11 protein-coding genes and 1 pseudogene are annotated in these 13,061 nt (G+C 70.3%); 6 read left to right on the top strand and 6 right to left on the bottom strand.

All coding sequences use genetic code 11. The annotated features are described in order from the left end of the window. Window positions 1-78: 78 nt before the first annotated feature. A complete protein-coding gene (locus OG787_RS26885) occupies window positions 79-2,097 on the bottom strand; it encodes a M20/M25/M40 family metallo-hydrolase (RefSeq protein ID WP_369036448.1) in 2,019 nt (672 codons plus the stop codon). 348 nt (window positions 2,098-2,445) lie between these two features. On the opposite strand from OG787_RS26885, the gene OG787_RS26880 reads away from it, so the two are divergent. From OG787_RS26880 to OG787_RS26870, 3 genes are all read left to right on the top strand, one after another. Continuing rightward, entirely contained in the window at window positions 2,446-3,690 is a 1,245-nt protein-coding gene (locus OG787_RS26880) for a hypothetical protein (RefSeq protein WP_405536647.1), read from the top strand. Window positions 3,691-3,699: 9 nt separating this feature from the next. Next, window positions 3,700-4,368, top strand: a complete 669-nt coding sequence (locus tag OG787_RS26875) for a hypothetical protein (protein WP_369036446.1) — start codon at window positions 3,700-3,702, stop codon at window positions 4,366-4,368. Window positions 4,369-4,464: 96 nt separating this feature from the next. Then, entirely contained in the window at window positions 4,465-4,944 is a 480-nt protein-coding gene (locus tag OG787_RS26870; RefSeq protein ID WP_405536645.1) for a carboxymuconolactone decarboxylase family protein, read from the top strand. Window positions 4,945-5,061: 117 nt separating this feature from the next. On the opposite strand, the gene OG787_RS26865 is transcribed toward OG787_RS26870, so the two are convergent. Then, window positions 5,062-5,955, bottom strand: a complete 894-nt coding sequence (locus OG787_RS26865; RefSeq protein ID WP_405536643.1) for a nuclear transport factor 2 family protein — start codon at window positions 5,953-5,955, stop codon at window positions 5,062-5,064. A 144-nt stretch (window positions 5,956-6,099) separates the two neighbouring features. Here OG787_RS26865 and OG787_RS26860 point away from each other — a divergent pair, with 144 nt between their 5' ends. After that, window positions 6,100-7,092 (top strand): aldo/keto reductase, encoded by a 993-nt coding sequence (locus OG787_RS26860; RefSeq protein WP_369036443.1) that lies wholly within the window; start codon window positions 6,100-6,102, stop codon window positions 7,090-7,092. A 386-nt stretch (window positions 7,093-7,478) separates the two neighbouring features. Here the strand turns inward: OG787_RS26860 and thpR are convergent, their stop codons facing one another. Beyond that, window positions 7,479-8,063 carry an RNA 2',3'-cyclic phosphodiesterase gene (thpR, locus tag OG787_RS26855; protein ID WP_405536642.1) on the bottom strand — a complete coding sequence of 195 codons (585 nt, stop codon included), beginning with the start codon at window positions 8,061-8,063 and terminating at the stop codon, window positions 7,479-7,481. A 129-nt stretch (window positions 8,064-8,192) separates the two neighbouring features. Between thpR and OG787_RS26850 the strand changes: the two genes are divergently transcribed. Continuing rightward, entirely contained in the window at window positions 8,193-8,906 is a 714-nt protein-coding gene (locus tag OG787_RS26850; RefSeq protein ID WP_405536640.1) for a hypothetical protein, read from the top strand. Here OG787_RS26850 and OG787_RS26845 read toward each other — a convergent pair. The 3 genes and pseudogenes from OG787_RS26845 to OG787_RS26835 form a co-directional block, all read right to left on the bottom strand. Beyond that, a pseudogene (locus tag OG787_RS26845) lies at window positions 8,886-10,517 on the bottom strand (IS200/IS605 family accessory protein TnpB-related protein). The gene OG787_RS26850 and the pseudogene OG787_RS26845 sit on opposite strands and share 21 nt — an antisense overlap. 252 nt (window positions 10,518-10,769) lie before the next feature. Beyond that, window positions 10,770-12,203 (bottom strand): MFS transporter, encoded by a 1,434-nt coding sequence (locus tag OG787_RS26840; protein ID WP_405536639.1) that lies wholly within the window; start codon window positions 12,201-12,203, stop codon window positions 10,770-10,772. Window positions 12,204-12,285: 82 nt separating this feature from the next. Continuing rightward, a complete protein-coding gene (locus tag OG787_RS26835) occupies window positions 12,286-12,723 on the bottom strand; it encodes a MarR family transcriptional regulator (protein ID WP_319095470.1) in 438 nt (145 codons plus the stop codon). A 154-nt stretch (window positions 12,724-12,877) separates the two neighbouring features. On the opposite strand from OG787_RS26835, the gene OG787_RS26830 reads away from it, so the two are divergent. Continuing rightward, on the top strand, window positions 12,878-13,060 hold the full coding sequence (locus tag OG787_RS26830) for a ribbon-helix-helix protein, CopG family (protein WP_369037399.1): 183 nt from the start codon (window positions 12,878-12,880) through the stop codon (window positions 13,058-13,060). The last annotated feature ends 1 nt before the right edge of the window (window position 13,061 follow it).

Raw genomic sequence — 13,061 nt, 5'->3', positions numbered from 1 at the left:
GCTCCTTGCCTTCGAGGACAGGAATGGGGACGGGGAGGTGGGGATGAGGGAAGTGGGGACGGGGGTGAGGGGTCGGGTTCACAGACCCGCGAGCGTCAGGGCCGCCGTGGTCACCCCGCGCGCGATCGAGGCCGCGTAGTCCGTGTTGTGGTCCCGGTCGTCGAGGGTGTCGCCCGGCTTGTGGTACTGCTGGGTGCCGGTGGCGGGCGCGGTGTCGTCGAAGAAGTTCTCGCACACGGCGACGGCGGCCCAGCCGCGTTCGTGGAAGCTCGCGTGGTCGCTGCGGCCGGCGGCCGGGTCGTCGGCACCCGTGAGGCGTTGCGTCGTGAGGCCGGGCTCGACCTCCCCCATGGCCGTCACGACGAGGTCGCCGAGCGTCTCCGAAGCGCCCACCGCGGGGCCGGGAACAGCGGAACCCGCGTGGATCTCGACCGGCCGCGCACCGTTCGCCCCGCCGCCCCCGTCACGCTGGAAGCCCGCGATCATGTCCATCTGGAGGACGCCCGCGATGCTGTCCCCGGCCGCTGCCGCCGCACGTGCGTAGACCTTGCTGCCGACGAGCCCCTGCTCCTCGGCGTTGAAGAGCACGAACCGCACGGTCCGGGTCGGCTTCCTGTCGCTCTTGACGATCGCGCTCAGGCATTCCGCCGCCGCCATGACCGCCGCCACCCCGCTCCCGTCGTCGTCGGCACCCGGCGCCGGGTCCATGGCCGGGTCGTACGGGCGCCGGCGACCGTTCTCGTCGACGTACTCGCCCTGGTCGGCGGTCGAATCGAGGTGTGCCGTGACGAGTACGGCGCCGTCCGAGCCCTCGACGGGGAACTCGGCCTCGACATTGGTGAGCCGGTGGCCCCGCCAGGTGAACCGGTGGAGCCTGACCGTGAGGCCGAGGTCGTGGAGCCGGCGGGCGAGTGCGTCGGCCACGACCGGGTTGTCGTCGCTCGCCGCGTCACGGCTGCGGACCCTCCACGGCCCGTCGTCGACCAGCGGGGCTGCGCCCGAGACCCGGGCGACATGGGCACGGATGACATCCGGGGTGACGGCCGCGCGTACCGAGGCGACCGTCGCGGCGGAGGGCGCGCCGGCGAGTCCGGCGGCCGGCGCGAGTCCCCGGGCCCGCTGGACGAGCCCCTCGGCATCCGGCTCGCCCGGGCGGGACAGCAGCGCCGGGTCGGGCAGCAGCCGCTCAGTGTGGCCGGGCTTCGCGCCCTCGATGTGCACCTGCTCGACGGGGACACCGGCCGCCGCGGCGAGGTAGACACCGCCCGGGGCGGGCCCGAGCGACACGACCGTCCGCTCGTCCCGCAGGCCTCGCCCCGGCCCTCCGGCCCGCCCCGTCCCGGCGAGTTCGCTCGCGACGAAGTCGAACGCGGCCGAGGCCCGCAGGTCCGCCTCGACCCGCGCCCGCCCTTCGGCCGAGGTGTCCGCGAGGGGCGCAGCAGGCACGACGGGGCGGTCGTCCCGTACGAGGAAGGCCGCCGTCTCCTCCACCTGGTCCTGGAGGCGGACCGTGAAACCGCCCTGTTCGAGCGCCTCCACACCCCGCACGGTCGTCATGGCGAGGACGAGCCCGCCGTCGGCGACATGCACCGGAACGACCTCGGCGCCGCCCGCCACCGCTTCCAGGTCGGCCAGGCTCCGTCCCTCCGGCAGCTCGATCCTCGCCCAGAAGACGGGCCGGCCCTCGACGGCCGCACGCGCGAAGACCGGATGGGCCGCCGTGCGCAGACCGGCCTCGCGGGCGACCGCGCGCTCGTCGGCGTCCTCACCCACGAAGACGCAGTCGTCGGCCGCGACACCCGCGCCCGTCACCGCGTCGTCGAAGATCCCGCGCGCGGTCTTCGGACCCCAGTGGATGAGGCCGTCGTCGGTGAAGCGGCCCGCGAAGGCCTCGTCCAGCGCGGCCTTCGCACGGGCCCGGGCGGCCGCCCCCTCACCCGGATTCGACACGATTCCCCTGCGCACCCCAGCGAGCGCGTCGAGCACCTCGAAGACACGAGGCCGCGGCCGCAGAGTCAATGAACCGTCAACTTCGAAGGCGGCGTCGGCGAGTGTCGCGCCGATGTCGAAGAACACCACGGGCGTCTCTGCGGGCATCTCTGCGCCTCCGTTCCGCGCCTCCGTGAAGTGGACGGCCGCAGCGGGCCCGGCGCATGGGCGATACCTCCAGTCTCCGCGCCCCGGTACGTGATCGCATTCCGGAGCAGGAGACATACGAACTCCCCGAAGGGCCGCTCCGGTGCGCCGAGTTCGGCCCGACCGGGCACGGACTGATGCGGCATCAGCGCCGGGAGCCGGCACCGGACGACGAGCGAATACCGGGAGGGCGGAGGAGAATGGGGGGTGATGCGCGAAGGGCGGCGATCCGGGCCCAACGCCCGGGCCCTCTCGTGCCGCGTCAGCTCCTTCTCTCCCCCTTCTCCCTCCTCCCCTGCTCCGTGACTCATGTCCTCCGTCGCGCGAACCCTCGGCCGACTGCTGACAGCGGTGCTGCTGAGCACCGCGGTCGCACTGGGCCCGACCGCGTTCTCGGGGCCGGGCGCGATGGCAGCGCCGGGCGCGTACATCGAGATCAACGAGACGCATGGACCGCCGGGGACAGTCATCGGCGTTCGGGGCGGGGGTTTCGACGACTGCTATCCGGAAAGCGACGAGGACTCGGAGGGAGAAACCACCGACTGGGAGCCAGGCACGGTCGAACTCTCCATGGGCGACGCGGCTCCCGCCACCCACGTATCCGTCAACGACCCGGAGAGCACCGCCGAGGCGGGCACCTTCGAGTCCAGCCTCACGGTCTCGGACGACGCCGAGCCGGGCGATCACCAGGTGACAGCCGAATGCGTCACCGGCCCGTACAGCAAAGCCGAGAAGACCTTCACCGTTGACACCAAGGAGGAGGCCGCCCTCACCCTCGATCCCGCCGAAGGCCGCCCGGAGGCGGAGTTCGTCGCGGACGGTTCCGCATTCAACTGCTCCAGTGTGGATGTGGCATGGGACGACACCGAATCACTCGCCACCGCCGTCCCCGTGTCCGAAACGGGAACGTTCACCGAGCGGCTCCAGGTCCCGGAGGGGGCGTCCGAAGGCACGCACACCGTGCGGGCCGTCTGCACGGACTACGCGAAGTACGGCGATGACGACGCCGACTTCACGGTGCTCACCTCCCCGACGAACGAGACCACGAGCGGCAACCAGACCAACGGCGAAACCACCACAGGCACCACCGGCGAAACCAGCACAGGCACGACCGGCGAAACCAACGGCGAGACCAGCACAGGCACGACCGGCGAAACCAACGGCGAAACCACCACAGGCACCACCGGCGAAACCAACGGCGAGACCAGCACAGGCACCAACGGTCAGGTCGGCGGCACCAGCGACGGCGGTACAAGCGACGGCGGTACGGTCGGCGGGACCGGCTCCGTGGACAGCTCGACCCCCGTCGGACTGGTCGTCGGGCCCGCCCTCGGCGGCGTACTGCTCCTGGCCGCCGCCGGACTCGCCCTGGTGCGCCACCGCCAACGCGGCCCGCGCTGGGTCCACGACCACGTCAGCACCGCACTGCGCCCCGGCACCGCGAGGTCCGCCGTGCGTGAGCCGTACGACACCGGTCCACCGACCCGCACCGTACGGCTCGAACCGCACCTCGACCCCGGCGACCAGAGCGTCGACGGCACCGACAGAGGCTGAGGCGACGCCATGACCACGACCCACGCACTGCAACCCCTGACCGTACGGGCCTTCCTGCTCGACTCGGACGGGCGGCAGGACTCCGCCGACGCGCTCGTCGACCCGGTCCGCTCCCACGGGCTGGCCCGCACCCTCCTCAGCCGAGTGCCCTCCCTGACACCGGCGGCCGACCAGGCGGTCGAGCGCGAACTGGCGACCGTCATCGACAGCTTCCTCGGCCTGGACCTGCTCGACCTGGCGTCCGGCGGCTGGCGCAAGCACGCGGAGCTGACGGCCGCCGCACGGCGCACCCGTTCCGTGCCGGGCAGCGAGGAGGTCGTCGCGCTGGCGACACACGGCATCACCTCCAGCCACCGCCCGTTCGTGGACGTGTTCGTGGACGGCACCAGAATCGGCACGCTGGACGTCGAACTCACCCTGCGCTACCAGGTCGCGGGGCTCGTCGCCGTCGTCCGGGACGCCTGTCTGGTCCGCGTACGGAGCGGGGAGTGCACGATCGACGGCACGCTCACCGTGCAGCGGATCGTGCTGGCCGAAAGACAGGGACGGCTGGACCTCCCCGGCACGATGCGGCTGCGCGCGCCGATCCCCCTGCTCCGCAACGAGCCACCGCCACCGCCTCCACCTCCTCCACCGCCTCCCCCACCGCCCCCTCCACCCAGACCGACCCCGCGGTGACCCACGTCACATCCATCCATGTCACGTCCGCGTGAGCCGTTCCGTCGTTCATGTGTAACGCCCGACAGAGGCAGCACAAAGACGGAGGAGCCCACCATGGAAGCCCGCTTGAACCTCTTCGCCAACCCGGTCGTGACCAAGGCCACGAAGCACCTCGTCGCGGCGGGCAGGGCGGCCACGGACTCGGCCCTGCCGCTCGCGACGCAGGAGCTGGTACGGCTCCGCGCCAGCCAGATCAACGGCTGCGGTTTCTGCACCGACATGCACACCAAGGACGCCGCCGCGGCCGGCGAGACCGCGCAGCGCCTCCACCTGGTCGCGGCCTGGCGTGAGGCCACGGTCTTCACCGACGCCGAGCGCGCCGCCCTGGAAGTGACCGAGCAGGGCACCCGTATCGCGGACGCGGCCGGCGGGGTCACGGACGAGGCCTGGGCGAACGCCGCCAAGTACTACGACGAGGAGCAGCTCGCCGCCCTGGTCCTCACCATCACGCTCATCAACGCCTTCAACCGGATGAACGTCATCGTCCAGCAGCCGGCCGGCGACTACCAGCCCGGTATGTTCGCCCAGCTCTGAGCACAGCCTGGGCCCAACTCCGGCCAGGACGAACGCGATCGGGCGACGCCGGCCACACTGGCGTCGCCCGACGACCGTCAGAACTCAGAACCCAGAACCCAGAACCTCGTACCGCCGTCAGAACATGGTGTTGTCGTTGGCCGAGGTGGCCGGAACGTCCTGGAGCACGTCCCAGTGCTCGACGATCTTCCCGCCCCGCACCCGGAACAGATCCACGACGGCCTGCCCACGCTCGCCGGGCGCGTTGACGTAGTGGCTGTGGACGGCGACCAGATCCCCTTCCGCCACAACTCGCTTACGGGAGACGGCCAACTCGGGGAACGCCCGGAAGTACGCCCCGAGCCCCTCCCGCACACCGGCCACACCATCCGCGATGCCGGGATTGTGCTGGTGGTACTCGGACCCCCAGTACACGTTCAGCGCGGACAGGTCCTTGTCGACGATGAGCCGGTCGAACGCCTTGGTCACGAGCCGCTTGTTGTGGTCGGTGAGCCACCGCGGCCCCGGCTGCCCGCTCCGCGGCCAACTGACCGTCGAGAACATGTCGTTGCCGTTGACGCTGCTGTCCGGGACGTTCTGCCCGGTGTCCCAGTGCTCGGCGATCTTCCCACCCCGGAACCGGAAGATGTCGAAGACGGCCGAGCCCCGACTCCCCGGCGTCAGCACGACGTTGGAGTGCACGAGGACGAGGTCGCCCTCGGAGATGACCCGCTCGATGTCGTACCTGGCCTCGGGGAACTGCTGGTGCACCCCGGCGGCCAGGCCCTTCAGCGTCTCGGCGCCATCGGCCGCGAGGGGGTTGTGCTGGATGTAGTCGGCCCGCACGAACCGGTCCACGACAGCGGTGTCCCCGCGCTCGAACACGCCCTTGAGGACCCGTACGACGACCCCCTTCTGGTAGTCGAGCCGGGCGCCGTCACCGACGGACGGCGAGGCGGCGGCGGGCACGGCGGCGACACCCAGCAGCGCGGACGCGGCGAGCACGGAGAGGAAGGTACGGCGTGCAGGCATACACAGAGTCCTTAAGATATTGAAACTTAAAGCGAGTAACGCTGTGCATACGTAAGCACTAACCACAAGTTAGCGTCAAGGTCCGATGTGGCCGCCCAGCCCACCCTTGCTTAGAGCGCACTCCACGACGTTGGCTGAGGAGTCATGAAGTACACGCAGCTCGGACGCACAGGACTCAAGGTCAGCAGGCTCGTGCTCGGGACCATGAACTTCGGCCCCCAGACCGACGAAGCCGACAGCCACGCGATCATGGACGCGGCCCTGGACACCGGCATCAACTTCTTCGACACCGCCAACGTCTATGGCTGGGGCGAGAACAAGGGCCGTACGGAAGAGATCATCGGCAACTGGTTCGCCAAGGGCGACGACCGCCGCGACAAGGTGGTCCTCGCCACCAAGGTGTACGGCAACATGGCGGCCGACGGCGACGCGTGGCCCAACCACGACAAGCTCTCCGCGCTCAACATCCGCCGCGCGGTGGACGCTTCGCTGAAGCGACTCCAGACCGACTACATCGACGTCTACCAGTTCCACCACATCGACCGCTCGACCTCCTTCGAGGAGATCTGGCAGGCGATCGACGTACTCGTACAGCAGGGCAAGATCCTCTACGCCGGTTCGAGCAACTTCCCGGGGTACAAGATCGCCCAGGCCAACGAGACCGCCGCCCGGCGCGGCGGCACGATCGGCCTCGTCAGCGAGCAGTGCCTCTACAACCTCGCCGAGCGACGCGCCGAGATGGAGGTCATCCCGGCCGCGCAGGAGTACGGGCTCGGGGTCATCCCCTGGTCGCCGCTGCACGGCGGACTGCTCGGCGGGGTCATCAAGAAGGAAGTCCAGGGCGGCCGACGCGCGAGTGGCCGCGCCGCGGACACCCTCGCCGACCCGACCTCACGCGCCCAGATCCAGGCGTACGAGGACCTGCTCGACAAGCACGGCATCGAGCCCGGCGAGGCGGCCCTGGCCTGGCTGCTCACCCGCCCCGGAGTGACCGGCCCGATCGTCGGCCCCCGCACGGCCGAGCAACTGGAGTCGGCGGTACGGGCGTCCGAACTGGAGCTGACCCCAGAACTACTGACCGCACTGGACGAGATCTTCCCGGGCCCGGGCCCGTCCCCGGAGGCGTTCGCCTGGTAGGAAGCCGCAGCAGGCGGGCGGCGGTCGCGAGGCGAGCCAGGCTCAGGGCTAGGCCATCACTTCCCGACCGCCGCCGCCACGGCAACCACCACGAACATCAGCACGAGCGCACCGGCCATCACCCGGTTCCGGATTTTCGGATTCACACGCCCGAGCCTAACGGGCCACCTCTCCCCCCTCCCCGCCCGCCCCAGGCACCCACTCAGCCCGCCCGGCGTTTAGGGACGAGGCCGTTCAGCACGACTTCCCCACCCACCCACCTGCACCACCCTCCAGCCCGTCCGGCGTTTGAGGACGAGCGCGTTCAGCGCGAAAGGGGGGTCTGGGGGCGCAGCCCCCAGAAGGATGGGAACGGGTAGGGGCGGCGGGGGCGAAAAACACCCCCCCTACACCCCACCCCGCAGGCCAGACCCCAGCGGCCACCGGCCGACCACCTCGTACCGCGGCTGCTCCCCCCGCACCCCCGACTTCGGCAGATTGCTACGCACGAGCGCCAGATCGCCCACCGTCCAGGTGCGGCTCGTATACGCGTCCAGGGCCTCGACGTACGGCCCCACCTCAAAGGCGTCGCGGCTGCGAGCCACGGTGAGGTGGGGCTTGTAGTGCCGGTGCTCCCCCATCTCGACACCCGCCTTCCGACCCGCCGCCTCCGCCCGCCCGGCCAGCAGCCGCAACACGTCCAGCTCACCGGCAGCCCCCGCCCACAGCGCCCGCCCGTGCCCGAACTGCCCGCCCCCGCGCACCGCCAGCGCGAACGGCTCCGTACGGCGCGCGGCCCGCTCCAGCCGCTCCGACAGCTCCGGTACGACGTCCTCGTCGACCTCGCCGTAGAAGGCGAGCGTGAAGTGCCAGCCGGGCACGCCGGTCCAGCGCAGCGCGTCCGCACCGGCCAGGTTCCTCAACCCGGCCACCTCGGCGGCGAGTTCACGGGTCACGTCCTCCGGGGGCAGCACGGCGGCGAAGAGTCTCATGCGCGTCACCCTTCCAGGGAATGGATCATCCGGCGAGCCACCCGCACCATGGAGATGGACCGAGAACGGGGAACGGGAGCCGGGGAACGGGAGCCGGGGAACGGAAGCCGGGGAACGGGGGACGTCTGCATGCCCATTCTCGGAATCGTGCTGCTCCTGAGCGGTTCGGCGATGGCGACGGCGGCGGTCTTCGTGGTCGCGCGGCTCGTGCCGGTGGCCCGGCGCAAGGTCCACAACGACGTCCTCGGGTTCGTGTACGCGGAGATAGGCGTGATCTACGCCGTCGTCCTGGCCATGGTCGTCGTCGGTGTGTGGGAGACCCGCTCGCAGGCCCACGAGAACACGTACACGGAGACCAACACACTGCTCCAGCTCACCTGGTACAGCAGCTCGCTGCCCCAGCCCGACCGCACCCGCCTGGGCACCCTGGTCGAGCGGTACACCGGCACGGTGATCGACGACGAGTGGCCGCTGCTGGCCGAGCAGCGGGACGATCCGGCGGCCTGGCAGCAGTTCACGGAGATCCGCTCCCTAGTGAACACGCAGGAGCCGGAGACGGGCGCGGACCAGGTCCGTGCCCTGGAGGCCGTCGCCCAGCTCGGGGACGGCCCGCCGCGAGCGCGTCAACGAGGCGGCGACGGCGGGCGTACCCGCCCTGCTGTGGACGGCTCTGCTCCTCGGCGCCCTGGTCACCGTCGGGTTCGTCCACCTCTTCGGCGTGGAGAGCCTGCGCGCCCACGCGGGCGTGGTCTTCTCACTGACGTTCGTCGTGGGCGTGATGCTGCTGATCGTCTGTTCAACTACCCGTTCAGCGGACCGTTCCTAAGAACTGAGCGGGAGTGAGTCCTGTTGCCAGGTCTCATGCTCAGCCGAACGCCCCGGACGGTGTTGGGCGTTCTGGTTGCCCGCGTTCGCTCCGCGTCCGGGCGGCACGGATCGTGTCCGTGGTCCGGGGATGCGGGGGCGGGTTCCCTCACGCCCAAGGACTCCTGGTCCGGCCTGAGCGGTCCGATGCCCCGCACGATCACTCCGGTCGTGTGGGGGCGGTGCCGTCCGTCGCCGGATCGGGTGTCCCTGGGCGCGCCTTCCGATCGCCACGGCGGCTGCGTCGTGGCGGGTGGTCTTGCGGGTTGTGGTGGTGAGGGGTTTCTGCCAGTGCTGGGCGCCCCACCTGCTGGTGTAGGCCGGGTCGACGGCGATAACCGCGACCCCTGTCTGATCCGCCATGGACGTCAGCCGGGCGCGGAGCTTTCCCGTGGGCATGCCGGAGACCAGCTGCCGAAACCGTTTCCTGCGGCCGTGCTTCTCCCGGGTCTTCTCCGCGCCGAAGTCCAGGTCCTCCACCGCGATCGCCTTGACGCCGCAGGGGCGGGCCCAGTGCAGCAGGCGGGTGAGGGCGTGGCAGACCTGGGCGTCACGGTGTCCGGCGATGCCGGTCAGGTCGTAGAAGAAACGGCGCGGGCTGCCGGTCGGGTTGCCGTGGACATCAAGGCGCCAGGCGGCCAGGTGATCGGCGTTCATATCGACACCGATCACACCGTGGGCGAGCGCTGCCTCGATCGGGATGGTCGGGGTGGGCGGGATCTGCCAGGACGCTGTCAGATACCAGCGGCCCCGGCCCGTATCCAGGTGGACGCGGTAGGCGATCGCCCGGTTGGCCGCGACGCGGTCGGCCCACTCGGTGCCCCGGTGCGCGAACGTGATCCGGGAGGCGAGTACGTAGCGCCCGCGTGGGGCGTTGGCCAGATGCGCGAGAGGTGCGGGGAGTTTGAGGCTCACTACCCCGTCGGGGCTGATACGGATCGTCTCGTTGCCGTACTGCTTGCCGGACTCCCCGTCGGCCTGGCAGAACCAGCGTTCCGCCTCCCAACGCCCGCGCCACGCGGACTCGGTGAGCCCGGCGACGTCCAGATGGTGCCGTGTTCGGGCCAGAGGCTTGCCGCCCCGTACAACGTGGACGAGTCCGGCCTCGCGGTCCGCCCGCGCGGCGGCCAGCCGGTCCTGAAGCACCCGCAGCCGCCGGGACTTCGCATGCCATTCCCGCTGCGATCGATAACCCCCGGGCGACTTCTTGGTTCCCTTCTGCCCGACCTGCTGGGACAACCGGTGCTCGATGGTGCGGATGCCCGCTTCCAGGTTCTGGATGTGCGCCGACTGGCAGCGGCGGGCCAGCGCCCACTGGTCATGCGTGGCTTTGGTGATGCTGCCCGCCCACCGCGAGGACGAGAGGGGCGTCAGTTCCCGCTTGCGCACCGCCCACATCTCAGCGGAGTGCTCCAGGCCGTCCCGGCAGCGGGCCTTGAGGTCCTTCGAGGCCAGCGCCCCCAGATGCGCACTCACCAGCCGCAGCACCTTCTCATCGTCCGGCGTCAGCTGCTTGAGGCGGGTCCGGACGGCCACACCATGCGGGCCGGACGCGACGAACGGTACCGCCACACTCCTCAGTTCCCCCACTCCATCACCCCCACCCGAAGATCCCGCCGCCATGGGAAACGAGCGTCATCCGTGAAGGTCACGCATTCGATGAAAGAACACCAGTTCCCCACCGAAAATCGACCCCCGACCGAGGCGCGCGACACGACACCGACCTCCGGCACCCACTCCCGCTCACCAGAACACCTTTGAGCACGCGCCGACGGCAACAGCTCCAAACCCTCAAGGTGAACCCGGCAGCCTTCCAACTGGCCCTGGAACGCATGAAGTCGATCACTTGACGCGTACGGCCGAGGGAACCGACTCCCGCAACTCCTCCTCCTGCTGGTCCTGTTGCTGTCCTTCTTGCTGCGGCTCCCGCTTGAGGAGAAGGACCCGCGGGCGCCCGGAGTTCCAGACGACCGAGACCCGCAGACCGCCCACGCGGGTGAGGACCAGGCCGATCGTCAGGGCGGCGGTCGTCGCGACGATGCCGCCGAAGGCGAGGCCGACCCGGGGACCGTAGGTGTCCGTGATCCAGCCGACTATCGGCGCGCCCAGCGGCGAGCCGCCCATGAAGACCATCATGAACAGGGCCATGACCCGGCCTCGCATGGCGGGGTCGGTGGCCATCTGGACCGAGGTGTTCGCGGTGACGTTGACCGTGAGGCCCGCGATCCCGATCGGGATCATCAGCAGCGCGAACAGCCACAGGGACGGGGCCACCGCGGCCACGATCTCCAGTGCGCCGAAGGCCACGGCCGCCGCGACGAGGACGCGCAGCTTCGCCGTACCGCGCCGGGCGGCGAGCAGGGCGCCGGTGAGCGAACCGACCGCCATCAGCGTGTTGAAGAGGCTGTACGCGCCGGCGCCCGCGTGGAAGACGTCGTCCGCGTACGCCGACAGGAAGACCGGGAAGTTGAAGCCGAAGGTGCCGATGAACCCGATGAGGACGATCGGCCAGATCAGCTCGGGCCGCCCGGCGACATAGTGCAGGCCCTCGCGCAGCTGCCCCTTGGCACGCGGCGCCCGCTCCACGGCGTTCAGTTCGCGGGTGCGCATGAGCAGCAGGGCGGCGATGGGGGCGACGAAGGACAGCCCGTTGGCGAGGAAGGCCCAGCCCGTGCCGACGCCGGTGATCAGCAGACCGGCGACGGCGGGTCCGACGAGGCGGGCGGACTGGAAGTTCGCGGAGTTGAGACTGACGGCGTTCTGGAGCAGCTCGGGCCCGACCATGTCGGGTACGAAGGACTGCCGGGCCGGGTTGTCGACGACCGTGGCGAGACCGACGGCGAAGGCGGCGAGGTAGACGTGCCAGACCTCGACGTCGCCGGAGAGGGTCAGCACGGCGAGCGCGAGGCCGGTGAGGGCCATCAGCGTCTGGGTGACGAGCAGCGTGGGGCGCTTGGGCAGCCGGTCGACGAGGACACCGCCGTACAGGCCGAAGAGCAGCATCGGCAGGAACTGGAGCGCGGTGGTGATGCCCACGGCGGTCGAGGAGCCGGTGAGGCTGAGGACCAGCCAGTCCTGGGCGATGCGCTGCATCCAGGTGCCGGTGTTGGAGACGACCTGGCCGAGGAAGAAGAGGCGGTAGTTCCGGACCTTCAGCGAGCTGAACATCTCGGACTTGCGGGTGCGTCCGGTGGGGGCAGGCGTGGGGGTGGGGGTGGGCGGGGAGTCGTGGGTGGCTGGTGCGGGGGCGGAATCTGCTCCGGGTCCCGAACTCAATACGGTTCGCCTCCTTGCGGGGTCCTGCTTGGGGGTCCTGCTGGGGTCCTGCTTGCAGCCGCACGGGCTACAGATGCGCGGGCTACAGATGCGCGAGCTTCTCGAGGACGGGGGCGGCGGCGCGCAGTTTGGCCCACTCGTCCTCGTCGAGGTCTTCGACCAGGCCGGCCAGCCAGGCGTTGCGCCTGCGGCGGCTCTCTTCGAGCATCGCCTCGGCGGTCTCGGTCTGGGTGACGACCTTCTGCCGCCGGTCCTCGGGGTGCGGCTCCAGCCTGACCAGTCCCTTGCCCTCCAGCAACGCGACAATACGGGTCATCGAGGGCGGCTGCACATGCTCCTTGCGGGCAAGCTCACCCGGCGTGGCCGAGCCGCAGCGGGCGAGGGTGCCCAGCACCGACATCTCGGTGGGGCTCAGCGACTCGTCGACCCGCTGGTGCTTGAGTCGGCGCGACAGGCGCATCACGGCGGAGCGCAGTGAGTTCACGGCGGCAGCGTCGTCGCCATGGGTTAGGTCCGGCATGTTCTTTAGCATAACTCATTACCCTGACTAAAGACCACTCACGACGCGCCGAGATGCCCGTGACAAGGGCCACTGAATCTCCACATCACCCATACGAGTGAGTCGAACGCAAAAAGCCCCCCATCGCCCCGCACCCGCCCGCGACCCTCGTTCCATGGGGACCAGTGTGCTCAGCCTGCGGATAGACGGGGAGCTGCTCGACCGGCTCCGGGACCATGCGGCGAAAAGGGGAATGAGCGTCCAGGACTACGTGGTCGGGACGCTCGTCCGGGACGACTTCGACGAGCGGTTCCAGACCGCGGTCGAGGAGACGGAGAGGTTCTACGGGGTCACGTGAG

It is taken from the genome of Streptomyces sp. NBC_00075 (assembly GCF_045041225.1).
Classification (GTDB): Bacteria; Actinomycetota; Actinomycetes; order Streptomycetales; family Streptomycetaceae; genus Streptomyces; species Streptomyces adonidis.
Note: the sequence above shows the minus strand (reverse complement) of the source record. Positions and strands in the feature narration are given on the sequence as shown.

What these genes read in the sequence shown, in the direction of transcription:
- OG787_RS26885 (WP_369036448.1), bottom strand. Translation starts at nt 2,097, where the DNA reads ATGCCCGCAGAGACGCCCGTGGTGTTCTTCGACATCGGCGCGACACTC.
- OG787_RS26880 (WP_405536647.1), top strand. Translation starts at nt 2,446, where the DNA reads ATGTCCTCCGTCGCGCGAACCCTCGGCCGACTGCTGACAGCGGTGCTG.
- OG787_RS26875 (WP_369036446.1), top strand. Translation starts at nt 3,700, where the DNA reads ATGACCACGACCCACGCACTGCAACCCCTGACCGTACGGGCCTTCCTG.
- OG787_RS26870 (WP_405536645.1), top strand. Translation starts at nt 4,465, where the DNA reads ATGGAAGCCCGCTTGAACCTCTTCGCCAACCCGGTCGTGACCAAGGCC.
- OG787_RS26865 (WP_405536643.1), bottom strand. Translation starts at nt 5,955, where the DNA reads ATGCCTGCACGCCGTACCTTCCTCTCCGTGCTCGCCGCGTCCGCGCTG.
- OG787_RS26860 (WP_369036443.1), top strand. Translation starts at nt 6,100, where the DNA reads ATGAAGTACACGCAGCTCGGACGCACAGGACTCAAGGTCAGCAGGCTC.
- thpR (WP_405536642.1), bottom strand. Translation starts at nt 8,063, where the DNA reads ATGAGACTCTTCGCCGCCGTGCTGCCCCCGGAGGACGTGACCCGTGAA.
- OG787_RS26850 (WP_405536640.1), top strand. Translation starts at nt 8,193, where the DNA reads ATGCCCATTCTCGGAATCGTGCTGCTCCTGAGCGGTTCGGCGATGGCG.
- OG787_RS26835 (WP_319095470.1), bottom strand. Translation starts at nt 12,723, where the DNA reads ATGCCGGACCTAACCCATGGCGACGACGCTGCCGCCGTGAACTCACTG.
- OG787_RS26830 (WP_369037399.1), top strand. Translation starts at nt 12,878, where the DNA reads ATGGGGACCAGTGTGCTCAGCCTGCGGATAGACGGGGAGCTGCTCGAC.